This is a genomic window from Acidovorax sp. (genome assembly GCF_021287135.1).
Lineage (GTDB): Bacteria > Pseudomonadota > Gammaproteobacteria > Burkholderiales > Burkholderiaceae_C > Acidovorax.
On the sequence record NZ_JAJTBB010000024.1, the window covers coordinates 1 to 23,525 of the forward strand.

The 23,525-nt window shown below is 68.5% G+C and carries 21 protein-coding genes; 19 read left to right on the forward strand and 2 right to left on the reverse strand.

Features of this window, described 5'->3' with window-relative positions:
- The 8 genes from LWW96_RS06730 to leuB all read left to right on the forward strand — a co-directional run.
- The coding region (locus LWW96_RS06730; RefSeq protein ID WP_291485296.1) for an Hsp70 family protein at positions 1 to 820 on the forward strand (820 nt) is incomplete at its 5' end.
- Positions 821 to 907: 87 nt separating this feature from the next.
- On the forward strand, positions 908 to 2,041 hold the full coding sequence (dnaJ, locus tag LWW96_RS06735; protein WP_291485298.1) for a molecular chaperone DnaJ: 1,134 nt from the start codon (positions 908 to 910) through the stop codon (positions 2,039 to 2,041).
- Positions 2,042 to 2,284: 243 nt separating this feature from the next.
- Entirely contained in the window at positions 2,285 to 3,649 is a 1,365-nt protein-coding gene (locus LWW96_RS06740) for an MBL fold metallo-hydrolase (RefSeq protein ID WP_291485300.1), read from the forward strand.
- 248 nt (positions 3,650 to 3,897) lie between these two features.
- Positions 3,898 to 4,848 carry a LysR family transcriptional regulator gene (locus tag LWW96_RS06745; protein WP_291485301.1) on the forward strand — a complete coding sequence of 317 codons (951 nt, stop codon included), beginning with the start codon at positions 3,898 to 3,900 and terminating at the stop codon, positions 4,846 to 4,848.
- A gap of 31 nt (positions 4,849 to 4,879) precedes the next feature.
- Positions 4,880 to 6,301, forward strand: a complete 1,422-nt coding sequence (gene leuC, locus LWW96_RS06750) for a 3-isopropylmalate dehydratase large subunit (protein ID WP_291485302.1) — start codon at positions 4,880 to 4,882, stop codon at positions 6,299 to 6,301.
- Positions 6,302 to 6,314: 13 nt separating this feature from the next.
- The gene (locus LWW96_RS06755) at positions 6,315 to 6,437 is read left to right on the forward strand and encodes an entericidin A/B family lipoprotein (protein ID WP_291485303.1); all 123 of its coding nucleotides are present in this window, start codon (positions 6,315 to 6,317) and stop codon (positions 6,435 to 6,437) included.
- A gap of 18 nt (positions 6,438 to 6,455) precedes the next feature.
- Complete coding sequence (leuD, locus tag LWW96_RS06760; RefSeq protein ID WP_291485304.1) at positions 6,456 to 7,106, forward strand: 3-isopropylmalate dehydratase small subunit; 651 nt, start codon at positions 6,456 to 6,458, stop codon at positions 7,104 to 7,106.
- Between the two features lie 79 nt (positions 7,107 to 7,185).
- On the forward strand, positions 7,186 to 8,256 hold the full coding sequence (gene leuB, locus LWW96_RS06765; RefSeq protein WP_291485305.1) for a 3-isopropylmalate dehydrogenase: 1,071 nt from the start codon (positions 7,186 to 7,188) through the stop codon (positions 8,254 to 8,256).
- Positions 8,257 to 8,337: 81 nt separating this feature from the next.
- On the opposite strand, the gene LWW96_RS06770 is transcribed toward leuB, so the two are convergent.
- Positions 8,338 to 9,120, reverse strand: coding sequence for a hypothetical protein (locus LWW96_RS06770; RefSeq protein WP_291485307.1), 783 nt, complete (start codon positions 9,118 to 9,120; stop codon positions 8,338 to 8,340).
- A gap of 285 nt (positions 9,121 to 9,405) precedes the next feature.
- Between LWW96_RS06770 and asd the strand changes: the two genes are divergently transcribed.
- The 7 genes from asd to accD all read left to right on the forward strand — a co-directional run bounded on the left by asd (position 9,406) and on the right by accD (position 18,242).
- Positions 9,406 to 10,536 (forward strand): aspartate-semialdehyde dehydrogenase, encoded by a 1,131-nt coding sequence (gene asd / locus LWW96_RS06775; protein WP_291485309.1) that lies wholly within the window; start codon positions 9,406 to 9,408, stop codon positions 10,534 to 10,536.
- A gap of 290 nt (positions 10,537 to 10,826) precedes the next feature.
- Positions 10,827 to 13,487, forward strand: a complete 2,661-nt coding sequence (locus LWW96_RS06780; RefSeq protein WP_291485311.1) for a FimV/HubP family polar landmark protein — start codon at positions 10,827 to 10,829, stop codon at positions 13,485 to 13,487.
- Positions 13,488 to 13,536: 49 nt separating this feature from the next.
- Positions 13,537 to 14,358 carry a tRNA pseudouridine(38-40) synthase TruA gene (gene truA, locus LWW96_RS06785; RefSeq protein WP_291485313.1) on the forward strand — a complete coding sequence of 274 codons (822 nt, stop codon included), beginning with the start codon at positions 13,537 to 13,539 and terminating at the stop codon, positions 14,356 to 14,358.
- Complete coding sequence (locus LWW96_RS06790) at positions 14,355 to 15,134, forward strand: phosphoribosylanthranilate isomerase (RefSeq protein WP_291485315.1); 780 nt, start codon at positions 14,355 to 14,357, stop codon at positions 15,132 to 15,134. Before truA ends, LWW96_RS06790 begins: the two co-directional genes overlap by 4 nt.
- Positions 15,112 to 16,389 carry a tryptophan synthase subunit beta gene (gene trpB, locus LWW96_RS06795; protein WP_291485317.1) on the forward strand — a complete coding sequence of 426 codons (1,278 nt, stop codon included), beginning with the start codon at positions 15,112 to 15,114 and terminating at the stop codon, positions 16,387 to 16,389. Before LWW96_RS06790 ends, trpB begins: the two co-directional genes overlap by 23 nt.
- On the forward strand, positions 16,386 to 17,195 hold the full coding sequence (gene trpA / locus LWW96_RS06800) for a tryptophan synthase subunit alpha (protein ID WP_291485319.1): 810 nt from the start codon (positions 16,386 to 16,388) through the stop codon (positions 17,193 to 17,195). The genes trpB and trpA overlap by 4 nt, the downstream gene beginning before the upstream one ends.
- A 174-nt stretch (positions 17,196 to 17,369) precedes the next feature.
- Complete coding sequence (gene accD / locus LWW96_RS06805) at positions 17,370 to 18,242, forward strand: acetyl-CoA carboxylase, carboxyltransferase subunit beta (RefSeq protein ID WP_291485321.1); 873 nt, start codon at positions 17,370 to 17,372, stop codon at positions 18,240 to 18,242.
- A gap of 218 nt (positions 18,243 to 18,460) precedes the next feature.
- Here accD and LWW96_RS06810 read toward each other — a convergent pair whose 3' ends face one another.
- Positions 18,461 to 19,009, reverse strand: a complete 549-nt coding sequence (locus tag LWW96_RS06810; protein ID WP_291485324.1) for a YggT family protein — start codon at positions 19,007 to 19,009, stop codon at positions 18,461 to 18,463.
- Between the two features lie 81 nt (positions 19,010 to 19,090).
- Here LWW96_RS06810 and LWW96_RS06815 point away from each other — a divergent pair, with 81 nt between their 5' ends.
- The 4 genes from LWW96_RS06815 to LWW96_RS06830 are packed head-to-tail and all read left to right on the forward strand — an operon-like array spanning position 19,091 to position 23,522.
- Positions 19,091 to 19,735, forward strand: coding sequence for an LON peptidase substrate-binding domain-containing protein (locus LWW96_RS06815; RefSeq protein ID WP_291485326.1), 645 nt, complete (start codon positions 19,091 to 19,093; stop codon positions 19,733 to 19,735).
- Positions 19,736 to 19,778: 43 nt separating this feature from the next.
- The gene (locus LWW96_RS06820; RefSeq protein ID WP_291485328.1) at positions 19,779 to 21,695 is read left to right on the forward strand and encodes a nucleoside-diphosphate sugar epimerase/dehydratase; all 1,917 of its coding nucleotides are present in this window, start codon (positions 19,779 to 19,781) and stop codon (positions 21,693 to 21,695) included.
- On the forward strand, positions 21,692 to 22,924 hold the full coding sequence (locus tag LWW96_RS06825) for a lipopolysaccharide biosynthesis protein (RefSeq protein ID WP_291485329.1): 1,233 nt from the start codon (positions 21,692 to 21,694) through the stop codon (positions 22,922 to 22,924). The genes LWW96_RS06820 and LWW96_RS06825 overlap by 4 nt, the downstream gene beginning before the upstream one ends.
- Complete coding sequence (locus LWW96_RS06830) at positions 22,908 to 23,522, forward strand: acyltransferase (RefSeq protein ID WP_291485331.1); 615 nt, start codon at positions 22,908 to 22,910, stop codon at positions 23,520 to 23,522. The genes LWW96_RS06825 and LWW96_RS06830 overlap by 17 nt, the downstream gene beginning before the upstream one ends.
- Positions 23,523 to 23,525 lie beyond the last annotated feature (3 nt).

Consider the following 23,525-nt stretch of genomic DNA (forward strand, 5'->3'; position numbering starts at 1 on the left):
CATCCAGGGCCAGGTGCTGTCGGGCGACCGCAAGGACGTGCTGCTGCTGGACGTGACGCCCCTGTCCCTGGGCATCGAGACCCTGGGCGGCGTGATGACCAAGATGATCACGAAGAACACGACCATCCCGACGAAGTTCGCACAGACCTTCTCCACGGCCGACGACAACCAGCCTGCCGTGACCATCAAGGTCTACCAGGGTGAGCGCGAGATGGCCAGCGGCAACAAGCTGCTGGGCGAGTTCAACCTCGAAGGCATCCCGCCCGCAGCCCGCGGCGTTCCGCAGATCGAAGTGTCGTTCGACATCGACGCCAACGGCATCCTGCACGTGGGCGCCAAGGACAAGGGCACGGGCAAGGAAAACAAGATCACCATCAAGGCCAACTCGGGCTTGTCCGAGGAGGAAATCCAGAAGATGGTGAAGGACGCCGAGCTCAACGCCGCCGACGACAAGAAGAAGCTGGAACTGGTGCAGGCCAAGAACCAGGGCGAAGCCGCCGTGCACAGCGTGAACAAGAGCCTGGCCGAGCACGGCGACAAGCTGGAAGCCGGCGAGAAGGACGCGATCACCGCCGCGGTGAAGGCCCTGGAAGAAGCCCTGAAGGGCGAGGACAAGGCCGCCATCGACGAGAAGACCACCGCGCTGATGGCCGCCAGCCAGAAGCTGGGCGAGAAGATGTACGCCGAATCCCAGGCCGCCCAGGCAGCGCAAGCCGCTGGTAGCGCGGAGGCCGCTGGCGCAGCGTCGGCATCGGCCGGCAAGCCTGCGGACGACGACAACGTCGTGGACGCCGAGGTGAAGGAAGTCAAGAAGGGCTGAGCGCCTTCCCGTTGACCCCAGCCGCCGCGCGGTGCCGTTGACGGTGCTTGCGCGGCGTTCCTGTTCCATCCGGGCCTGAGAATCACCATGTCGAAAAGAGACTATTACGAAGTTCTCGGCGTTCCCAAGAACGCGTCCGAGGACGAGATCAAGAAGGCGTACCGCAAGCTGGCGATGAAGCACCACCCTGACCGCAACCAGGGGGATGCCGCCAAGCCTGCGGAAGAGAAGTTCAAGGAGGCCAAGGAGGCCTACGAGATGCTCTCGGACGCGCAAAAGCGCGCCGCCTACGACCAGTACGGCCACGCCGGGGTGGACCCCAACATGCGCGGCCCGGGCGGCCCGGGCGCTGAGGGCTTTGGCGGCTTTGCCGAGGCGTTTGGCGACATCTTCGGCGACATGTTCGGTCAGCAGCGCGGGCGCGGCGGGCGGCAGGTCTACCGCGGCAGCGACCTGAGCTACGCGATGGAGATCACGCTGGAAGAAGCCGCCCGCGGCAAGGACGCGCAGATCCGCATCCCCTCGTGGGAGAGCTGCGACACCTGCCACGGCAGCGGCGCCAAGCCGGGCACCAGCGCCAAGACCTGCGGCACCTGCCAGGGTTCGGGCACGGTGCAGATGCGCCAGGGCTTCTTCAGCGTGCAGCAGACCTGCCCGCACTGCCGCGGCACGGGCAAGATCATTCCCGAGCCCTGCACCACGTGCCACGGCCAGGGCAAGATCAAGAAGCAAAAGACGCTGGAGGTGAAGATCCCCGCCGGCATCGATGACGGCATGCGCATCCGCAGCACGGGCAATGGCGAGCCGGGCACCAACGGCGGCCCGCCGGGCGACCTGTACATCGAGATCCGCCTGAAGAAGCACGACATCTTCGAGCGCGACGGCGACGACCTGCACTGCCAGGTGCCGGTGAGCTTCATCACCGCGGCGCTGGGCGGCGAGATCGAGGTGCCCACGCTGCAAGGCAAGGCGGCCATCGACATCCCCGAGGGCACGCAGGCCGGCAAGCAGTTCCGCCTGCGCGGCAAGGGCATCAAGGGCGTGCGCGCCAGCTACCCGGGCGACCTGTACTGCCACATCGTGGTGGAGACACCGGTCAAGCTGACCGAGCACCAGCGCAAGCTGCTGCGCGAGCTGGACGAATCGCTCAAGAAGGGCGGCTCGCGCCACTCCCCCAGCGGCGAGAGCTGGACGGACCGGCTGAAGAACTTCTTCAGCTGACCCGGCCAGGTTTCAGGCACCGCGACCACCGCCAGCGCCCCACCCGGGCCTGGCGGTTTTTTTTGGCCCGGCGGACCCGCCTGCGTCGAAACAACGGTCGGGCGCCGCCGAAGCGCTCGAAGCGCTCGAAGCGCTCGAAGTGCTTGATGCACATCAAGCCAAGCCCGCCCCCGTCCCGGCGGCGGGCGACGGCACGCGGCGCAGCGCATACCATGGCTGCTGTTCCACACGCAGGAGAATCGCATGGATGTGAGCATCACCTTCCTGGGCGGCACCGGCACGGTCACCGGCTCCAAATACCTGGTCCGCCACAACGGCAAGAGCCTGCTGATCGACTGCGGCCTGTTCCAGGGCTACAAGCAGCTGCGGCTGCGCAACTGGCAGCCCCTGCCGCTGGCCCCCGGCCAGATCGATTCCGTGCTGCTCACGCACGCCCACCTGGACCACAGCGGCTACCTGCCGCTGCTCACGCGTGACGGCTACCACCGCGACATCCACACGACCCCGGGCACACGCGACCTGTGCGCCATCCTGCTGCCCGACAGCGGGCACCTGCAGGAAGAGGACGCCGCCTTTCTGAACCGGCACCAGCTCAGCAGCCACTCGCCGGCGCTGCCGCTGTACACGCGGCTGGACGCGGTGCACAGCCTCAAGCAGTTCAAGGTGCATCCGCTGCACAGCCGTTTCGATCCCCTGCCCGGCTGGCACGCCACGTTTTCCAACGCGGGCCACATCCTGGGCGCGGCCAGCGTGCTGCTGGAGGTGGGCGGGCGGCGCATCCTGTTCTCGGGCGACCTGGGGCGGCCGGATGACATGCTGATGAACCCGCCCGACGCCCCGCCGCAGGCCGACGCCGTGCTCATCGAATCGACCTACGGCGACCGGGAGCACCCGCAGGAAGACCTGCTCAGCGAACTGGGCCCGGCCCTGCAACGCCTGGCCGCGCGCGGCGGCGTGGCCGTGGTGCCGGTGTTTGCCGTGGGGCGCGCCCAGGTGGTGCTGCACGCCATCGGGCTGCTCAAGGCCCAGGGCGTCATCCCCGCCAACCTCAAGGTGTTCCTGGACAGCCCCATGGCGGTCAGCACCACGGGGTTGTACCGCCACCACCTGGGCGAGCACCGCCTCGATGCGCGGCAGGTGAACGCGCTGGAGCACGGCGCCACCATGGTGCAGACGCCCGAGCAGTCCAAGGGCCTGGCGCGGCTGCACGGCCCCATGGTGATCCTCGCGGCCAGCGGCATGGCCACCGGCGGACGCGTGCTGCACCACCTGGCACTGCACGCCGGGGACCACCGCAACATGATCATCCTGACGGGGCACCAGGCGCCCGGCACGCGAGGTGCGCGGCTGGCGGACGGCGAAAAGTCCATCCGCATCCACGGGCAGGACGTGGCCGTGCGGGCCGAGGTGGTCAAGCTCAACTCCGCCTCCGCCCACGCGGACGGCAACCAGCTCATGGCCTGGCTGCGCAGCATGGGCAGCGCACCCGACCAGGTGTTCGTGGTGCACGGCGAGATGGGTGCGGCCGACCAGCTGCGCCAGCGCATTGCCCACGAACTGCGCTGGTCCGCCCAGGTGCCGGAGCACGGCAGCACGGTCACGCTGTAGGGCGCTGCGCCGCCCCGCCGGCGCAGGTTGCATTCCTCAAAAAAGAGAGCAGCTTGCGCTTGTCCAGCAAGGATTTCAGAATGAAAACATGCTGAAATCCCCAGCTGGCAAGCGCAAGCTGCTCCTTTTTTTGAAAACCCTCCGAAGATGCTTGTCGTCGTGTTTCACGATGACAAACACCTGATAATGGGAAGAAAATAGCAAGTCTTCGCCAAATCAGAAGACTTCTCGTCCCCCCAGGCTCCCCGATGAAAAGCTCCGAGCGCAGCTTTGCGCGCCGCATTGACCTCACCTCGCTGCAATTGTTTGTGGCGGTGTGCGAGCTGGGCAGCATCGGCCGCGCGGCGGAGCGGGAATTCATCGCCGCTTCGGCCGTGAGCAAGCGCCTGTCCGACCTGGAAGCCGCCGTGGACACCGCCCTGCTCTACCGCCACAGCCGCGGCGTCACCCTCACGCCGGCCGGCGAAAGCCTGCTGCACCATGCGCGCACCGTGCTGTTCGGGCTGGAGCGCATGCAGGGCGAGCTGAGCGAATACGCCGAGGGCGTGCGCGGCCATGTGCGCGTGCACGCCAACATCTCGGCCATCTTCCAGTTCCTGCCCGAAGACCTGGGCGCGTTTGCACGCCAGCACAGCCAGATCAAGATCGACCTGCAGGAACACCTCTCCAGCGCCGTGCTGCACGCCGTGCAGGAAGGCGCGGCCGACTTGGGCATCTGCAACGTGGGCATGGGCGGCGGCGGCGCGCAGGATATGCCCAGCCGCCCGTACCGCTCCGACCGCCTGGTGCTCGTGGTGCCCGCAGGGCACGCACTGGCGGCGCTGGACGCCATTGATTTCGAGGCGGTTTTGGACTGGGACATCGTCGGCCTGCATGCCAACAGCAGCATCAGCCTGGCCATGCGCGCCGCTGCGGCTGCGGCAGGCCGCCCCCTGCGCCAGCGCATCCAGGTCACGGGCCTGGACGCCATGTGCCGCATGATCGACAACGGCCTGGGCGTGGGCCTGCTGCCCGACCGGGCCTTTGCGCTGATGCGCAGCGTGGGCCGCCTCACCGCCGTGCCGCTCACCGACGCCTGGGCGCACCGCGAACTGCGTGTGGTGGCGCGCGACTTCGACGCGTTGCCCATCACCTCGCGCCTGCTGGTGGAGCACCTGACGGCGGCCCGCGCTGCCCCGCAATCCACCCCCGAACACTAAAATCATTGACCCACCTGAAAGAAGACACGCCATGGGACGCACCCTCTACGACAAGATCTGGGACGAGCACGTCGTCCACACCGAGGAGGACGGCACGTCCATCCTCTACATCGACCGCCACCTGGTGCACGAAGTCACCAGCCCGCAGGCGTTCGAGGGCCTGCGCGAAGCCGGCCGCAAGGTATGGCGCATGAGCTCCATCGTGGGCACGGCCGACCACAACACGCCCACCACCGGCTGGGAACAAGGCTACGACGGCATCACCGACCCGATCAGCAAGGAGCAGATCACCACGCTGAACGACAACATGGCGCAGATCCAGCCTGCGGCCTTCTTCCCCTTCATGCACAAGCGCCAGGGCATCGTGCACGTGATCGGCCCTGAAAACGGCGCCACGCTGCCGGGCATGACGGTGGTGTGCGGCGACAGCCACACCAGCACCCACGGCGCCTTCGGCGCGCTGGCCCACGGCATCGGCACCAGCGAGGTCGAGCACGTGATGGCCACGCAGACCCTGCTGGCCAAGAAGGCCAAGAACATGCTGGTGCAGGTGGACGGCACGCTGGCCAAGGGTGTGACGCCCAAGGACGTGGTGCTGGCCATCATCGGCAAGATCGGCACGGCCGGCGGCACGGGCTACACCATCGAGTTTGCAGGCTCCGTCTTCCGCGCCATGAGCATGGAAGGGCGCATGACCGTGTGCAACATGGCCATCGAAGGCGGCGCGCGCGCCGGCCTGGTGGCCGTGGACGACAAGACCATCGAGTACGTAAAGGGCCGTCCGCTGTCGCCCACGGGTGTCGAGTGGGACCAGGCCGTGGCCTACTGGAAGACGCTGCACTCCGACCCCGACGCGAAGTTCGACGCCGTGGTCAAGCTGGACGCGGCCGAGATCGTGCCGCAGGTCACCTGGGGCACCTCGCCCGAGATGGTGCTGGGCGTGGACGCCCGCGTGCCCGACCCCGACAAGGAAAAGGACGCCAACAAGCGCGGCGCCATCGAGCGCGCCCTCACCTACATGGGCCTGCAGCCCGGCAAGCCGATCAACGACATCACCATCGACAAGGTGTTCATCGGCAGCTGCACCAACAGCCGCATCGAAGACATGCGCGAAGCCGCCGCCGTGGTGAAGAACCTGGGCCGCAAGGTGGCCAGCAACGTGAAGCTGGCCATGGTGGTGCCCGGCTCCGGCCTGGTGAAGGAACAGGCCGAGCGCGAAGGCCTGGACCAGATCTTCAAGGCCGCCGGCTTTGAATGGCGCGAACCCGGCTGCAGCATGTGCCTGGCCATGAACGCCGACCGCCTGGAGCCCGGCGAGCGCTGCGCATCCACCAGCAACCGCAACTTCGAAGGCCGCCAGGGCGCCGGCGGCCGCACCCATCTCGTCAGCCCCGCGATGGCTGCCGCTGCCGCCGTGCACGGCCACTTCGTGGACATCCGCCAGTTCGCCTAAGGAGTCTTTTGCCATGAACAAGCCTCTCGCCGCCCTGCTCGCGCTGGCCTTCGTGCTGGCAGGCTGCAACACCGTCAAGGGCATGGGCCAGGACGTGCAGCGCGCCGGCTCCGCGATCGAGCGCGCCGCCAAGTAAACCGACCGGATACCGACCATGCAGAAATTCACCGTACACAAGGGCCTGGTGGCCCCGATGGACCGCGAGAACGTCGACACCGACGCCATCATCCCCAAGCAATTCCTCAAGTCGATCAAGAAGACGGGCTTCGGCCCCAACCTGTTTGACGAATGGCGCTACCTGGACAAGGGCGAACCCGGCGTGCCCGAAAGCCAGCGCAAGCCCAACCCCGACTTCGTGCTGAACCAGCCGCGCTACCAGGGCGCCAGCATCCTGCTGGCCCGCAAGAACTTCGGCTGCGGCTCCAGCCGCGAGCACGCCCCCTGGGCGCTGGACCAGTACGGCTTTCGCGCCGTCATCGCCCCCAGCTTTGCCGACATCTTCTTCAACAACTGCTTCAAGAACGGCCTGTTGCCCATCGTGCTGCCCGAGGCCACGGTGGCCCAGCTGTTCGACGAAGTGGCAGCCTTCCCCGGCTACCAGCTCACCATCGACCTGGAGCGCCAGGTGATCGTGCGCCCGCAAGGCGAAGAGATCCCCTTCGACGTGATCGCCTTCCGCAAGTACTGCCTGCTCAACGGCTTTGACGACATCGGCCTCACCCTGCGCCAGTCTGACAAGATCCGCGCCTTCGAGGCCGAGCGCCTGGCCACCAAGCCGTGGCTGGCCCACACCATGGCGGCCTGAACGAGCATTTCAAGCCAAATTGGCCTCCAGCGCTTGACAGGCAAGCGCTGGCAGCTATCACTATTGAAGCAAATCAACCATGAAAATCGCAGTTCTGCCGGGTGACGGCATTGGCACCGAAATCGTCGCCGAGGCCGTCAAGGTCCTGGAAGCGTTGGACCTGAAGTTCGAGATGGAATCCGCCCTGGTCGGCGGCGCCGCCTACGAAGCCCACGGCCACCCGCTGCCCGAATCCACCCTCAAGCTCGCCAAGGAAGCCGACGCCGTGCTGTTCGGCGCCGTGGGCGACTGGAAGTACGACAAGCTCGACCGGCCCCTGCGCCCCGAGCAAGCCATCCTGGGCCTGCGCAAGAACCTGGGCCTGTTCGCCAACTTCCGCCCCGCCATCTGCTACGAGCAGCTGGTAGGCGCATCGAGCCTCAAGCCCGAGCTGATCGCGGGCCTGGACATCCTCATCATCCGCGAGCTGACGGGCGACATCTACTTCGGCCAGCCCCGCGGCCGCCGCACGGCCGTGGACGGCCACTTCCCCGGCGCCGACGAAGCCTTCGACACCATGCGCTACTCGCGCCCCGAGATCGAGCGCATCGCCCGCGTCGCCTTCGAGGCCGCCCGCAAGCGGGGCAAGAAAGTGACCAGCGTGGACAAGGCCAACGTGCTGGAAACCTTCCAGTTCTGGAAGGATGTGGTCATCGACGTGCACAAGGACTACCAGGACGTGGAGCTGGAGCACATGTACGTGGACAACGCCGCCATGCAGCTGGTGAAGAAGCCCAAGGCCTTCGACGTGATCGTGACGGGCAACATGTTCGGCGACATCCTGTCCGACGAAGCCTCCATGCTCACCGGCTCCATCGGCATGCTGCCCTCGGCCAGCCTGAACAGCAGCAACCAGGGCCTGTACGAGCCCAGCCACGGCAGCGCCCCCGACATCGCCGGCAAGGGCGTGGCCAACCCCCTGGCCACCATCCTCAGCGCCGCGATGATGCTGCGCTTCAGCCTGAACCAGGAAGAAGCCGCCCAGCGCATCGAAAACGCCGTCAAGAAAGTGCTGGCCCAGGGCCTGCGCACGCCCGACATCTACAGCGAAGGCACCACCAAGGTGGGCACGGCGCAGATGGGCGATGCGGTGGTGCAGGCGCTGGCCTGACCGGACTCAGCGGTCCAGCCGCGCAAACCCAGGGGCCCGCGTGGCCCCTTTGTCGTTTTCATTCCCAGTGGCCGCGATGATTCAACAGGGCACCACTTCGATCGCGCTACCCCATGCCTCCAATGCATGGGTCAGCACATGGGCGGTGACACTGGCGCGGTTGAACGCCACGTCGGACAACAAGGCAAACGCCAGCCCGAGGTAAGCCACGTACCCAAAGCCCACGAAATCGTTGAACACCAGCGTGTGCAGCCAGTTCTGGTGGAACAGATAGAAATAGGCCGTCGCAACCCCAGCCACCACCAGCAACGCCGCCGCCGGCAACAGGTGCACGCCCGCCCGGCGCTGCCGGACCAGTGCCCCCAGCAGCAGGCCGAACACCAGCGCGTGCGTGCCCGTGAAGATGCGGAATTCGCGCAACACCTGCGCTGCGATGTCCAGATACTTGGTGCGAATGAGCTCGGTCAGGCGTTCGCGGGCGGCCGCTGCGGTGGCGATCTGGCCGAGCAAACCGTCACGGATGCCCGCTTCCACCCGCATGCGGCATTCGCAGTCCAGGCTCCCCATCTCCGCGATCACCTGAGCCAACCGCTCGGGAAGCTGCTGTTCCAGCAGGCGGCGCGCCTGCTCGATGTCTTTGGCGTGGCCCCGGGCCAGCACCTGCGCCTGCCGGGCGAGGAAATGTTCGTCCAGTGATGCGACTTTCTCACGCACCTGTTTCTCCACTTCATGGCGGATGGCATCTCGCGCCACCTGCTCCACCCAGCCCGGCGCCACATACGACGCCACAAAAGCTGCAGCAAAGAAAGCGAAACCCAGGCTTCCCACCGCCCACGCCAGCGGCCGTATGAACTTCATCGACATCCCCCCCAAAAGACCGGGTCGCAGCCCCGCTGCGCGGTAGGCTCGCATTCTCGCCCAGCCATCCGCTACAATCCGCGCCTATGTTTGCCGCCCGCCCGTTCGCCCTGAACACCGCTGCTGCCGCCCTGGCAGGCGTGGCCGTGCGCGCAATCACCACCAAAACCACGACCATTATTAAGGGCTGATCCAGCTCCGGTATCGTCGTGCGCCCTCCCTGGCCCAGACGAGCCGGGGCAGACAGGCCGGTCGGGCACTGTTTGTCGTAACTACGAAAGGGGCGTTGAAATGAGCAAGTTGGTAGGGTTGGTCGGCTGGCGCGGCATGGTCGGCTCGGTCCTGATGGACCGCATGGAACAAGAGAAGGACTTCGACCTGATCGAGCCCATGTTCTTCTCCACATCGAATGCAGGCGGCAAGGCCCCTGCCCAGGCGAAGAACGAAACCACGCTGCAGGACGCGTTCAACATCGAGCAGCTGGCGCGCTGCGAGATCATCCTTACCGCCCAGGGCGGCGACTACACCAACGAGGTGTACCCCAAGCTGCGCGCCGCGGGCTGGAACGGCCACTGGATCGACGCTGCGTCGTCCCTGCGCATGGAGAAGAACGCCGTCATCGTGCTCGACCCGGTGAACATGCCCGTCATCAAGAACGCCCTGGCCCACGGCGGCAAGGACTGGATCGGCGGCAACTGCACCGTCAGCTGCATGCTGATGGGCGTGGGCGCACTCTACAAGGCGGGTCTGGTGGAATGGATGAGCACCCAAACCTACCAGGCGGCCAGCGGCGGCGGCGCCCAGCACATGCGCGAGCTGCTCACGCAGTACGGCACGCTGAACGCCGAGGTGGCGGACCTGCTCCATGATCCCAAGAGCGCCATCCTGGAAATCGACCGCAAGGTGATCGCCAAGCAGCGCGCGCTGACCGCGGCGGAAACCGCCAACTTCGGCGTGCCGCTGGGCGGCAGCCTCATCCCCTGGATCGACAAGGACCTGGGCAACGGCATGTCCCGGGAAGAGTGGAAGGGCATGGCCGAGACCAACAAGATCCTGGGCCAGGGCGAAGGCTTCAACACCGCCGCCGTGCCGGTGGACGGCTTCTGCGTGCGCGTGGGCGCCATGCGCTGCCACAGCCAGGCGCTGACCTTCAAGCTTAAGAAGGACGTGCCCGTGGCCGACATCGAGGCCATGATCGCCGCCGACAATGAATGGGTGAAGGTGGTGCCCAACACCCGCGAAGCCACCGTCCAGGATCTGACGCCGGTGGCCGTGACGGGCACCATGTCCATTCCCGTGGGCCGCATCCGCAAGCTGGCCATGGGACCGGAATACCTGGGCGCATTCACCATTGGCGACCAGTTGCTGTGGGGTGCGGCCGAGCCGCTGCGCCGCATGCTGCGCATCCTGCTGGACGCTTGACGGACCCCCAACCTGCCCAGCGCGCGCAGCCCGGCTGCGCGCGCTTTTTTGCGCCCCGACAGCCGACACACTCGGTTACGCCACGTTGGCAATTGGCAACATTAGTTTGCACCATTTTGGGGCACCAGTGGCCGGTCCAAAGCTTGGACAGCACCTCAGCTTGTCAGTGCAAAACATTGATGCTATGGTGCTTTTTACATATTTTCACGCGCCGGGGCGGGGATCACATCATGAAAAAAAAGGCACCGCTCGACCGAGCCGCACAAAAACCTATTCAGCTGTTGGCAAACATGCATCGTTGGAAATTCTCTGTCCTGGCCGCTGCGGCCGTGGCGTCGGCGGGCTTTTATGCGGGGGATGCGTCCGCCCTGGCGCTGGGCCGTATCACTGTGCAATCGGCCCTGGGAGAACCCCTTCGCGCTGAAATCGACCTGCCCCAAATCACCCCGGCAGAGGCCGACAGCCTGCGCGCCACCACCGCCAGCCCGGAAGTGTTCCGCTCGCAGGGCATGGAGTACTCGCCTGCGATGAACGGCCTGCAGATCCAGCTGCAGCGCCGCCCCGACGGCACGGCGGTACTGCGACTGTCCAGCGACCGCCCCGTCAACGATCCCTTCCTGGACCTGGTGCTGGACGCCAACTGGGGCTCGGGCCGCATCGTGCGCAGCTACACCATGCTGTTCGATCCGCCGTCGCTGCGCCGCCCGGCGCCTGCCGTGACCGCCTCGCCCCAGATCACCGCGCCCGCAGCGCCGCCGGCTCCCGCCGTGCGCACGCCCGCAGCGCCACGCCCGGCCCCTGAAACACAGGCCGCAGCACCGGCCGCGCCCCGCCCGGCCCCGGCCCCCCGCCCCGCTCCCGCCGCCACCGATGGCGTGAAGGTGCAGTCCGGCGACACGGCAGGCCGCATTGCCAGCGCCCACCGCCCGGCGGGCGTGTCGCTCGACCAGATGCTGGTGGCCATGATGCGCGCCAACCCCGACGCGTTCGTGCAAGGCAACGTCAACCGGCTGAAGGCCGGCGCCGTGTTGCAGATGCCCGACGAAGCGGCGGCGCATGCCACGTCCGCCCCCGAGGCTCGCCAGATCCTTGCGGCGCAGGCCCGCGACTTCAACGAATTCCGGCGCAAGTTGGCCGGCGCCGCTCCCGCCGCGCCGGTGGCGGCGGCCGAGCGCTCGGCGTCCGGCTCCGTGCAGGCCCGCGTGGAGGACAAGAAGCCCGCCACCTCGGCCCCCGACAAGCTGACCCTGTCCAAGGGCTCGGTCAAGGGCCAGAAGGCGGCCGAAGACCAGCTCGCCAAGGACAAGCAAGCCAGCGAAGCCGCCTCGCGCATGGCCGAGCTGTCGAAGAACATCACCGACCTGAACAAGATCAGCGCGGCATCGGCGGCTGCCGGCAGCGCTCCGGCAGCCGCTGCCAGCGCTGCCAGCGCGCCCGCAACGGTGGCCGTGCAGGCGCCCGCCGTGCCTGCCACGCCCACCGCACCGGCCGCCCCCGAGACCCCCGCCTCTGCGCCGGCCCCGGCTGCCAGCACCTCCGCCGAAGTGGCCGCGGCGCCCGCCGAGGCTGCGTCGGCCCCTGCGCCTGCTGCACCGGCCTCGGCTGCATCGGCGCCCGCCCGGCGCATTGCGCCGCCGCCCGCTGCGCCCGTGGAAGAGCCCGGTTTCCTTTCGGGCCTGATGGACGACCCGCTCCTGCCTCTGGCCGGTGGCGGCCTGCTGGCGCTGCTGCTCGGCTACGGTGCGTACCGCGTGGTGCAGCGCCGCCGGCAAAACAGCGGCGTGGACAGCTCCTTCCTGGAAAGCCGCATCCAGCCCGACTCCTTCTTCGGTGCCAGCGGTGGCCAGCGCGTGGACACGGCCAACAGCGAAATGACCACGGGCTCCTCCATGGCCTACTCGCCCAGCCAGCTCGATGCCGGCGGCGACGTGGACCCGGTGGCGGAAGCCGACGTTTACCTGGCCTACGGCCGGGACCTGCAGGCCGAGGAAATCCTCAAGGAAGCGGCCCGCCATAACCCCGCCCGGATCTCCGTGCACGTGAAGCTGGGCGAAATCTACGCCAAGCGCCAAGACCGCAAGGCCCTGGAGGCCGTGGCCGGTGACGTGTTCAAGCTGACGCAAGGCGAAGGCCCCGACTGGAACCGCATTGCCGAGCTGGGCCGCGAGCTGGACCCTGAGAACCGCCTCTACCAGCCCGGCGGACGCCCCGGCATGGCCGAGGACGAGAATCCGTCGCTGCCCCCGGGCGGCTTCCCCAGCACGTTCTCCAGCGGCGCGGCGACCGCAGCCCCCACGGCCGCGCTGCCGCCCGATCTGGATCTGGACCTGGACCTGGATCTGCCCGGCGATGCACTGACCGAGGCGCCCTCGGTGGCGCCCGCGGCTCCCGGCGGATTTGCGGCAGCGGCGGCAGCCGCCACGGCCGCAGGTGGTGCGGCGGCTCTTGCCGGAGACAATCTGGCCGACAGCGAGCCGCCCACGCTGCGGCCCGAGCTGGACCTGCCCGAACTGCCCTCGGCCCCGGCAGCCGCTGGCGGTTACGGTGCGGGTGCAAGCCCCGCCGATGCACAGTCCCCCATGGCCGACCTGGAATTCCCCAGCGCGGACGAGCTGAGCATGGCCCCCTCCGGCCCCGTGCCCCTGGCACCGCAGGCCAAGGATTCGGGCGCAATGGAGTTTGACCTGGGCGACCTGTCCCTGGACCTGAACGCACCGTCCAAGCCCATGGCCGCACCGGTGGCCGAGCCCCCCGCACCGCTGCCGGAACTCTCCGACGACGGCCTGGGCGCTGGCCCGGACGACCCGCTGGCCACCAAGCTCGCGCTGGCCGAAGAGTTCAACGCAATTGGCGACACCGATGGTGCCCGCACGCTGATCGAGGAAGTGATCGCGGAATCCAGCGGCGCCCTGAAGACCCGCGCCCAGCGCATGCTGGCCGAACTGGACTGATGCGCACCCCGCCGGACGCGGCGCACTCCCTGAACATCCAGGCCGCCCCATGACGCGGGTGGCCCTGGGCGTCAGCTACAACGGGCAGGCCTACCACGGCTGGCAAAGCCAGCCGGGCGGCAACACCGTTCAAGACCACCTCGAAGCGGCCCTGGGCCGCTTTTGCACGCACGAGGTCAGCACGCTGTGCGCGGGCCGCACGGACGCGGGGGTGCACGGCCTGATGCAGGTGGTGCACTTCGACACGCCGCTGAACCGCCCCGCTGCCTCGTGGGTGCGCGGCACCAACACCTTCCTGCCCCCCGACATCGCCGTGCAATGGGCCCAGCCCGTGCCCGACGGCTTCCACGCCCGTGCCAGCGCGGTGGCGCGGCGGTATGCGTACGTGCTGCTGCAGTCGCCCGTGCGCCCCAGCGTGGAGGCGGGCCGGGTGGGCTGGGTGTTCCAGCCGCTCGATGGCGCCGCCATGCGCGAGGCCGCAGCCCACCTGCTGGGCGAGCACGACTTCACCTCGTTCCGCGCAGCCGCGTGCCAGGCGCACACGCCCATCAAGACGATGCACCGCATCGACATCGTGCAGCGCGGCGTGGCCGCGCCGCACCCCGAACTGGGCTGGAGCCCCTGCTACTGGCGCTTCGAGTTCGAGGCCAACGCGTTCCTGCACCACATGATCCGCAATCTGATGGGCTGCCTCATCGTGGTAGGCCAGGGCCGCCAAGCGCCGGGCTGGATGCAGCAGGTGCTGCAGGCGCGGTCGCGGGACGCGGCGGCGCCCACGTTTTCGCCGGACGGCTTGTACTTTCTGGGGCCGGTGTATGACGCCGCCTGGGGCCTGCCCCAGCGCACGGCTGCGTATGATTGGCTGCCATGACGACGCCCCTACCCGCCTCCACGCCCCCCGCCTTCCCGGGTGCGGCCCGCTCGGCAGCCCGCACCCGCATCAAGATCTGCGGCCTGACGCGCGAGCAAGACGTGGACGCTGCCGTGGCAGCGGGCGCCGACGCCGTCGGGTTTGTGCTCTACGCCCCCAGCCCGCGCGCCGTGGCTCCCGAGCGCGCGGCAGAACTGGCCCGGCGCCTGCCGCCGTTTGTCACGCCTGTGCTGCTCTTCGTCAACGAAGAACCATCAAAAGTGATAGCAGCTTGCGCCCGTGTACCGGGCGCTATCGCCCAATTTCATGGAGATGAATCCCCCGAGGAATGCCGGGCGGCCACCGGCCAGGGTGCGCGGCCATTTCTGCGCGCGGCGCGGATTCCCCTGGGCGACGGTGCGGCACGCTTCGACCTCGTAAAATACGCCCACGATTACTCCCACGCCCAGGCCATCCTGCTCGACGCGCACGTCGAAGGTTATGGCGGCGGCGGCAAGGCATTCAATTGGTCACTCCTTCCACCAAGCGTCAGCTCTCACCTCGTTTTGTCTGGTGGACTCACGCCTGCAAACGTGACCGATGGCATTTTGCAAGTCCGCCCGCGTTGCACCACGCTGGCGGTTGATGTGAGTTCCGGCGTCGAAGCCGATGGCCCCGACGGCAAACCCGTCCGGGGCGTCAAGGACGCCGAAAAGATCCACCGGTTCATCGCCGCCGTGCGTGCGGCCGATGCCCAACTTGCAAAGAATCCCCATGAGTTCCTATCAGCAACCTGATGCTTCGGGCCACTTCGGCCCCTACGGCGGCAGCTTCGTCAGCGAAACCCTCACCCACGCGATTGCCGAGCTGCGCGAGGCCTACGCCCGCTACCAGAACGACCCCGAGTTCCTTGCCGAATTCGAGTACGAGCTCAAGCACTTCGTGGGCCGCCCCTCGCCCGTGTACCACGCGGCCCGCACCAGCCGCGAGCTGGGCGGCGCGCAGATCTACCTCAAGCGCGAAGACCTCAACCACACCGGGGCCCACAAGATCAACAACGTGATCGGGCAGGCCATGCTGGCCAAGCGCATGGGCAAGCCCCGCGTGATCGCCGAGACCGGCGCCGGCCAGCACGGCGTGGCCACGGCCACCATTTGCGCGCGCTACGGGCTGGAGTGCGTGGTCTACATGGGCAGCGAAGACGTCAAGCGCCAAAGCCCCAACGTGTTCCGCATGAAGCTGCTGGGCGCCACCGTGGTGCCCGTCGAGTCGGGCAGCAAGACGCTGAAAGACGCACTGAACGAAGCCATGCGCGACTGGGTGGCCAACGTGGACAACACGTTCTACATCATCGGCACCGTGGCCGGCCCGCATCCCTACCCGATGATGGTGCGCGACTTCCAGAGCGTGATCGGCAAGGAGGCCATCGAGCAGATGCCCAGCATGCTGGCGGACCAGAAGATTGCGGCCCAGCAGCCCGACGCCGTGGTGGCCTGCGTGGGCGGCGGCAGCAATGCCATGGGCATCTTCCACCCCTACATCCCGTTCGAGAAGACGCGCCTGATCGGCGTGGAGGCCGCGGGCGAGGGCCTGGACAGCGGCAAGCATTCGGCCAGCCTGCAGCGCGGCAGCAGCGGCGTGCTGCACGGCAACCGCACCTTCATCCTGCAGGACGCCAACGGCCAGATCACCGAGACGCACAGCATCAGCGCGGGCCTGGACTACCCCGGCGTGGGCCCCGAGCACGCCTGGCTGCAGGAGATCGGCCGGGCCGAGTACGTGGGCATCACCGACCAGGAGGCGCTGGCCGCCTTCCACCACCTGTGCCGCACCGAAGGCATCATTCCCGCGCTCGAATCCAGCCACGCGTTTGCCTACGCCCTGAAGCTGGCCAAGACCATGCGCCCGGACCAGTCCATCCTGGTCAACCTCTCGGGCCGCGGCGACAAGGACATCGGCACCGTGGCCGACTTGTCGGGCGAGGATTTCTACGACCGCCCGTCCATGCGCGGTCTGACTGTCAAGGGCGCCCCCGCAGAGGCCAAGCCATGAGCCGCATTGAGACCACTTTTGAACAGCTGAAAGCCCAGGGCCGCAAGGCGCTGATCCCTTACGTCACGGCCGGTTTTCCGTTTGCCGACATCACGCCCGCGCTCATGCACGGCATGGTGGAGGCCGGTGCCGACGTGATCGAACTGGGCGTGCCCTTCTCCGACCCCATGGCCGACGGCCCCGTCATCCAGAAGGCCGGCGAAAAGGCGCTGGGCCTGGGCGTGGGCATGGTGCAGGTGCTGGACCACGTGCGTGAATTCCGCAAGCGCAACACCACCACCCCGGTGGTGCTGATGGGCTATGCGAACCCCGTGGAGCGCTACGACCAGGTTCATGGCGCAGGCGCCTTTGTGCGCGACAGCGCCGAGGCTGGCGTGGACGGCGTGCTCATCGTGGACTACCCGCCCGAGGAATGCGAAGCCTTTGCCGCCAGCCTGCGCGCCCACGGCATGGACCTGATCTTCCTGCTGGCCCCCACCTCCACCGACGAGCGCATGGCCCAGGTGGCGCGCGTGGCCAGCGGCTATGTGTACTACGTGTCGCTCAAGGGCGTGACCGGCTCGGGCGCGCTGGACACCTCGGCGGTGGAGCAGATGCTGCCGCGCATCCGTCAGCATGTGAGCATCCCCGTGGGCGTGGGCTTCGGCATCCGCGACGCGGCCACGGCGCAGGCCATCGGCCGGGTGGCGGACGCCGTGGTCATCGGCACCCGCATCATCCAGCTGATCGAAGAACAGGAGCACGCCAAGGTGGTGCCCCTGACCATCGACTTCCTGCGCGGCATCCGCAAGGCCCTGGATACGTAGAATAGCGTTCATCCCCCTGAGCGGCTTTGCCGCTCCCCCCTTCTCTCGCGCTTTGTGCGGGAAGGGGGACGCTCCCAGCGCGGCGGGGCGGCCCTTGCGCGGGAGCCCTGATCCTTGGGGCCGCGCCCGTTTCAAGGCCTTGCCGCCGATGGCCCATTCACACAGAGGAAAACCATGTCCTGGCTCGAAAAACTTCTGCCCTCCAAGATCCAGCAAACCGACCCCACCGAGCGCCGCCAGGTGCCCGAGGGCCTGTGGATCAAGTGCCCGAGCTGCGAAACGGTGCTCTACAAGGCCGATCTGGAGCACAACCAGAACGTCTGCCCCCAGTGCAGCCACCACCACCGCATCGGCGCCCGTGCGCGCCTGGATGCGTTCCTGGATGCCGAAGGCCGTTATGAGATCGGCCAGGAAGTGCTGCCCGTGGATGCCCTCAAGTTCAAGGACAGCCGCAAGTACCCCGAGCGCCTGAAGGAAGCCCTGGAGAACACCGGCGAGACCGACGCCCTCATCGTCATGGGCGGTGCGGTCAAGAGCATCAATGTGGTGGCCGCCTGCTTCGAGTTCGACTTCATGGGCGGCTCCATGGGCTCCGTGGTGGGCGAGCGCTTCGTGCGCGGCGTGGAAACCGCCATTGAGCAGAAGGTGCCCTTCATCTGCTTCACCGCCACGGGCGGCGCGCGCATGCAGGAAGGCCTGCTGTCGCTGATGCAGATGGCCAAGACCAACGCCGCCCTCACCCGCCTGGCCAAGAAGGGCCTGCCCTACATCAGCGTGCTCACCGACCCGACCATGGGCGGCGTGAGCGCCGGCTTTGCCTTTGTGGGCGACATCGTGATTGCCGAGCCCAAGGCGCTGATCGGCTTTGCCGGCCCCCGCGTGATCGAATCCACCGTGCGCGTGACCCTGCCCGAAGGCTTCCAGCGCGCAGAATTCCTGCAGGCCAAGGGCGCCGTGGACCTCATCTGCGACCGCCGCGAACTGCGCAACACCGTGGCCAGCAGCTTGGCCATGCTGCAGCGCCTGCCGGCCGACGCGGTGATGTAAGCCCCCTCGCGGGGCAGCGGTTCCGCCAAGGCGCCCCGCAGGGCGCTGGGATTGCTATCTTTTCAATAGCTGCTGGCGCTTGCTAGATAAGCGCTAGAGGCATATTTGATCAAAATTCCGCCGCCGGCACGGCACGCAGCCGCTGCTAGCGGCGGGCCCCGCCAGGAGGGCCGGCGTGCCCGAAGAGCCGCCGCTCTGGCGAAGGCACCTCAGGGGTGCTACCGCAGGACCCCGGCCTGCAGGTGCCCCAGCACGATCATCACCACCTGCAGCAGCACCAGCACCACCAGGGGCGACAGGTCGATCCCCCCCACCAGCGGAAGAATGCGGCGCACGGGCCGCAGGATGGGCTCGCACAGCCGGGCCAGGACATCCGCCAGCGGCGAACGCGCCTGCACCCACGACATCACCGCGTAAACGATGAGCAGGCCGATGAGGCCCGACACGGCCACCCGCGCCAGGCCGAACAGCGCCAGCCACGGCAGCCAGGCCCATGCCGAGATCGCGCCCAGCAGCAGGGTCAGCAACAGGTACTGCACCACCTGAATCAGCACCGCCGCCACCAGGCTGGAAACGTCCCAGCGCCCGGTCGGCGGAATGACCCGGCGCAGCGGCAGGATGAGCCAGTCGGTCAGGGCAAAAACCAGCCCTCCCACAGGGTTGGAAAACGGAACGCGCTGCCACTGCATGTACAGGCGCAGCAGGCACGCTCCCGTGAGCAGGCCGCCGACGACATCAAGCAGGAAAGAGGCGATCTGGTAGAGCATGGACAGCAGGACAAAAACAAAGGGGCGCGGCGAAACGGGGCTGCGCCATGGGATGATAGCGGGCCAAGGCGATGCCCCTTCATGACACAGTCCCTCACCCTGTCATCCCTGCCGCTGTTCCCTCTGAATTCCGTGCTGTTCCCGGACGGCCTGCTGGCCCTGCGCGTGTTCGAGGTGCGCTACCTGGACATGGTGCGCAAATGCCACCAGGCCGGCGCGCCGTTCGGGGTCGTGGCCCTCACGCAAGGCCGCGAGGTGCGCCAGGCGGGCGCCCCGGAAGAGCAGTTCGCCGAAATCGGCACGCTGGCCACCATCGAACGGCTGGAGGCGCCGCAACCGGGCCTCATCACCCTGCAGTGCCGGGGCGGGCAGCGCTTTCGCATCACCCAGCGCAGCCTGCTGCCCCACGGCCTGTGGATTGCCGACGTGGACCACCTCGATGCCGACCTGACGGTGCCGGTGCCCGCGGACCTGAAGAACACCTCCACGGCCCTGGCCCAGGTGCTGCACACGCTGCGACAGCGGGACCCGGACGCCACCGTCTCGGCCGCCGTGCCCACGCCGGCGCAGCTGGACGACTGCGGCTGGGTGGCCAACCGCTGGTGCGAGCTGCTGCCCGTGCCGCTGGAACTCAAGCAGCGCCTCATGGAGCTGGACAACCCGCTGGTGCGGCTGGAACTGGTGGGCGATGTGCTGGAGCGCACAGGGATCGCGCCCGCGCCATGATCCGCAGCGCCTTCACGCCACCGTTGTGCTCCCGCGCCCGCCCATGCTGAACCGCATCCTGGGCTGGTCGCGCCCTGCCAAGCGCCTGGTGGTGGTGGGCCTGGACGTCTGCCTGGGGCTCATCGCCATGTGGCTGGCCTTCACCCTGCGGCTGGAGACGCCCCACTGGCCCGAAGGCCTGCAGTGGCTGGCCTATGCGCTGGCCCCCGCGCTGGCATTTCCAGTCTTTGCCAAGCTGGGGCTGTACCGCGCCATCTTCCGCTACACGGGCATCAATGCGCTCATCACCACCGGCAAGGCCGTGGCTTTGTACGGAGCCCTGCTGCTGGGCTGCCTGCTGGTCGCCCAGTGGGAGGGCGTGCCCCGCAGCGTGGGCATTCTGCAGCCGCTGCTGTTCATGCTGCTCGTCGGGGCCAGCCGCGCGCTGGGCTGGCTGGCACTGGCGGGCCGCAGCCGCCATGCGCCCTACCGTCTGCTGATCTACGGGGCCGGCAGCGCCGGGGCCCAGACGGCCGCCGGGCTGGGCAACACGCGGCAGTACCTGCTCCAGGGCTTCGTGGACGACGACCCGGCCAAGGTGGGGCGCAGCATCAACGGCGTGCGCGTGCATGCACCGCAGGACCTGCCCGAGGTGGTGCGCCACCTGGGCATCACCGATGTGCTGCTGGCGCTGCCCAGCAGCACGCGCGAGCGGCGCCGCCAGATCATCGAGAGCCTGCACGAGCTGCCGGTGCGCATCCGCACGCTGCCCGGCCTGTCCGACCTGGCCAGCGGGCGCGTCACGGTGACCGATTTCCAGGACCTGGAAATCGAAGACCTGCTGGGCCGCGAACCCGTGGCGCCCGACCCCGGACTGCTGGGCCGCAATCTGGCGGGTACCGTGGTGCTGGTCACGGGCGCCGGCGGCAGCATCGGCAGCGAGCTGTGCCGCCAGATCCTGCGCGAAGGCCCGCGCCAGCTGCTGCTGGTGGACCACAGCGAATACGCGCTGTACGCGATCCACCACGAACTCCAGGCGCTGGTGCCGCACGGCAGCGCGCCCGACGCCCTGGTGCCCCTGCTGGCCAGCATCACCGACCCCGAGCGCATGGCCGACATCTGCCGGCTCTACCGGCCCGGCTCCATCTACCACGCCGCGGCCTACAAGCATGTGCCCATGGTGGAGGCCAATGCGGGGGAAGGCGTGCTGAACAACGTGTTCGGCACGCTGAACATGGTGCGTGTGGCGCTGGCGCACGGTGCCAGCCACTTTGTGCTGGTGTCCACGGACAAGGCCGTGCGCCCGACCAACGTGATGGGCGCTACCAAGCGGGTGGCCGAGATGGTGCTGCAGGCCATTGCGGCGTCGCCGCGCCCGCCCTTCGACCCGCCCGGCGATGCGTCCGCAGGGCCCTGGAGCTGCCCGACTCGCCTGTCCATGGTCCGGTTCGGCAACGTGCTGGGCTCCAGCGGCAGCGTGATCCCGCTGTTCCGCCAGCAGATTGCAGCCGGGGGGCCGGTGACCGTGACCCACCCCGACGTGACACGCTACTTCATGACCATCGCGGAGGCCGCGCAGCTGGTGCTGCAGGCCGGTGCCATGGCCGAGGGCGGCGACGTGTTTCTGCTGGACATGGGCGATCCCATCCAGATCCTGGACCTGGCGCAGCGCATGGTCACGCTCTCGGGGCTGACCGTGCGCGACGCGCGCCACCCCGAGGGCGACATCGAGATCGTCTTCACCGGCCTGCGGCCGGGCGAGAAGCTGTACGAAGAACTGCTCATCGCCGACAACCCGCTGCCCACGGACCACCCGCGCATCCTGCGGGCCCGCGAGGAGTACCGCCCCTGGGATGAGCTGCAAGGCCTGCTGCAGGCGCTGCACCAGGCAGCGCGCAGCGGTGACGCCGCCGCCATGGCCCGCCTGCTGCACCAGCTGGTGCCCGGCTACCACCGCGAAAGGCCGCAGGCGCTGCCATGACCGGGGGACTCCTGCGCGCCACGCTGACCCTGCTCACGGGCAGCGTCGCGGCCCACGCCATCCCGCTGGTGCTGGGGCCCGCGCTCACGCGCACCTACAGCCCCGAGGCCTTCGGCCAGTTCTCCTTGCTGTGGGCCGTGGCCACCAACATGGCCGTGGTGGGCTGCGCGCGCTACGAATTCGCCCTGCCGCTGGAACGCACCGAGCCGCGCGCCGCCCAGCTGATGGCGCTGTGCGCGCGAGTGCTGCTGGCCGTGACCGCCGCGTCCATCGCGGTGGCCGCCGTGCTGACCGCCGTGCGCGGGCTGCCGCTGGCCTGGACCCTGCCGCTGGCGGTGCTGGCTGGCGCGGCCACCCAATGGCTCAGCCTGTGGGCCACGCGGGCGCAGCGCTTCGCGCTGCTGTCGGCCGCGCGGCTGGTGCAGCAGAGCGGGGGCGCCGTGCTGCAGCTGCTGCTGGGCTGGATGAAGATGGGGCCGCTGGGCCTGGTGCTGGGCGCCACCGCGGGCGGCCTGGGCGCGGCCTGGCTGCTGGCCCGGCCCGCGCCCGCGGGCGGGTGGACTGGCCTGTGGCGCCAGCCTTGGGCGCCATTGCGGGCCCTGGCCGCGCAGCACAAGGATTTTCCCCTGCTCAACACGCCCCATGCCTTTCTGGGGGCCTTGCAGGACACGCTGACCCTGGTGCTGGTGGCCGCGTGGACGGGCGACGCCGCTGCCGGGCTGTGGGCCCTGGCGCTGCGCTACCTCAAGGCACCCGCCACGCTGGTGGGCGGGGCGCTGTCGCAGGCGCTGTACCCCAACCTGCTGGCGGCCGGCAGCCCGGCGGACGCGCGCCGCCGGGTGCGCCAGGCCCAGCTGGGGCTGGCCGCCGTGGCCTGCCCGCTGGCGGCCGTGCTGCTGCTGTGGGGGCCGGGCCTGTTCGCCTGGGCCTTTGGTGCGCAGTGGGCCGAAGCCGGGCAGCTGGCGCGGGCCCTTGCGCCCTACATCGCACTGCATTTCGTGGCCTCGCCCCTGGCCGTGGTCACCATGGCCTGGGGCGCGCAGGCATGGGCGCTGCGCCTGGCGCTGGTTGGACAATGCCTGTTCTTTGCCGGGCTTGCCACGGGGCTGCACCTGGGCGGGCTCGTCGGCGCAGGCTGGGGGGTGTCGGCGAGCATGCTGGCCTACTTTGCCTATTATTTCTGGGCCCTGGCGAACTGGGAGGACATGCCGCATGAGAGCCGCGCTTAACCGCTGGCGCCGCCGCCTCTGGCAGGCGCTGTTCTACCGCATGGTGTTCGGCGAGACCGACCACCAGGGCCGCCGCCTGCCGCACACCCGCATCGCCCCCAGCACCTGCATCGAGGGTGCCGAAGGGCTGCGGCTTGCGGACCACGTCTTCATCGGCCATTTCAACTTTCTGGACGCCGCCGCCGGCCTGCGCATCGGCCGGGGGGTGCAGATCACCAACTTCGTCAGCATCGTGACGCACAGCTCACACCGGTCCATCCGCCTGCTGGGTGACCAGTACGCGTTGCACGATGGCCCCCGGCCCGGCTATCGCAGCGCCCCCGTGGAGATCGGCCCCTACACCTTCATCGGCCCCCACAGCCTGATCGAGGCAGGCGCGCGCATCGGCAAGGGCGCGGTCGTGTGCGCCTATTCGCAGGTGCGCGGCGAGGTGCCCGATTTCGCCATCGTCGCCGGCACGCCGGCGCGGCAGGTGGGCGACGTGCGCGAGCGCGATGAGCAGCTGCTCTCACAGCACCCGGAGTTGCGCGCCCATTACGCCGCGTGGGCCGGCAGCGCTCCCGCACCGAACACCCCCGGCACGGACCCCGCTGCCTGACGC

Bases quoted from the DNA above. Each gene is read 5' to 3' on its own strand.
- LWW96_RS06745 (WP_291485301.1), top strand. From the start codon at position 3,898: ATGAAAAGCTCCGAGCGCAGCTTTGCGCGCCGCATTGACCTCACCTCG.
- LWW96_RS06740 (WP_291485300.1), top strand. From the start codon at position 2,285: ATGGATGTGAGCATCACCTTCCTGGGCGGCACCGGCACGGTCACCGGC.
- trpB (WP_291485317.1), top strand. From the start codon at position 15,112: ATGAGTTCCTATCAGCAACCTGATGCTTCGGGCCACTTCGGCCCCTAC.
- trpA (WP_291485319.1), top strand. From the start codon at position 16,386: ATGAGCCGCATTGAGACCACTTTTGAACAGCTGAAAGCCCAGGGCCGC.
- asd (WP_291485309.1), top strand. From the start codon at position 9,406: ATGAGCAAGTTGGTAGGGTTGGTCGGCTGGCGCGGCATGGTCGGCTCG.
- LWW96_RS06815 (WP_291485326.1), top strand. From the start codon at position 19,091: ATGACACAGTCCCTCACCCTGTCATCCCTGCCGCTGTTCCCTCTGAAT.
- LWW96_RS06780 (WP_291485311.1), top strand. From the start codon at position 10,827: ATGCATCGTTGGAAATTCTCTGTCCTGGCCGCTGCGGCCGTGGCGTCG.
- leuC (WP_291485302.1), top strand. From the start codon at position 4,880: ATGGGACGCACCCTCTACGACAAGATCTGGGACGAGCACGTCGTCCAC.
- accD (WP_291485321.1), top strand. From the start codon at position 17,370: ATGTCCTGGCTCGAAAAACTTCTGCCCTCCAAGATCCAGCAAACCGAC.
- LWW96_RS06770 (WP_291485307.1), bottom strand. From the start codon at position 9,120: ATGTCGATGAAGTTCATACGGCCGCTGGCGTGGGCGGTGGGAAGCCTG.
- LWW96_RS06790 (WP_291485315.1), top strand. From the start codon at position 14,355: ATGACGACGCCCCTACCCGCCTCCACGCCCCCCGCCTTCCCGGGTGCG.
- LWW96_RS06820 (WP_291485328.1), top strand. From the start codon at position 19,779: ATGCTGAACCGCATCCTGGGCTGGTCGCGCCCTGCCAAGCGCCTGGTG.
- LWW96_RS06825 (WP_291485329.1), top strand. From the start codon at position 21,692: ATGACCGGGGGACTCCTGCGCGCCACGCTGACCCTGCTCACGGGCAGC.
- dnaJ (WP_291485298.1), top strand. From the start codon at position 908: ATGTCGAAAAGAGACTATTACGAAGTTCTCGGCGTTCCCAAGAACGCG.
- leuD (WP_291485304.1), top strand. From the start codon at position 6,456: ATGCAGAAATTCACCGTACACAAGGGCCTGGTGGCCCCGATGGACCGC.
- truA (WP_291485313.1), top strand. From the start codon at position 13,537: ATGACGCGGGTGGCCCTGGGCGTCAGCTACAACGGGCAGGCCTACCAC.
- LWW96_RS06830 (WP_291485331.1), top strand. From the start codon at position 22,908: ATGAGAGCCGCGCTTAACCGCTGGCGCCGCCGCCTCTGGCAGGCGCTG.
- LWW96_RS06810 (WP_291485324.1), bottom strand. From the start codon at position 19,009: ATGCTCTACCAGATCGCCTCTTTCCTGCTTGATGTCGTCGGCGGCCTG.
- LWW96_RS06755 (WP_291485303.1), top strand. From the start codon at position 6,315: ATGAACAAGCCTCTCGCCGCCCTGCTCGCGCTGGCCTTCGTGCTGGCA.
- leuB (WP_291485305.1), top strand. From the start codon at position 7,186: ATGAAAATCGCAGTTCTGCCGGGTGACGGCATTGGCACCGAAATCGTC.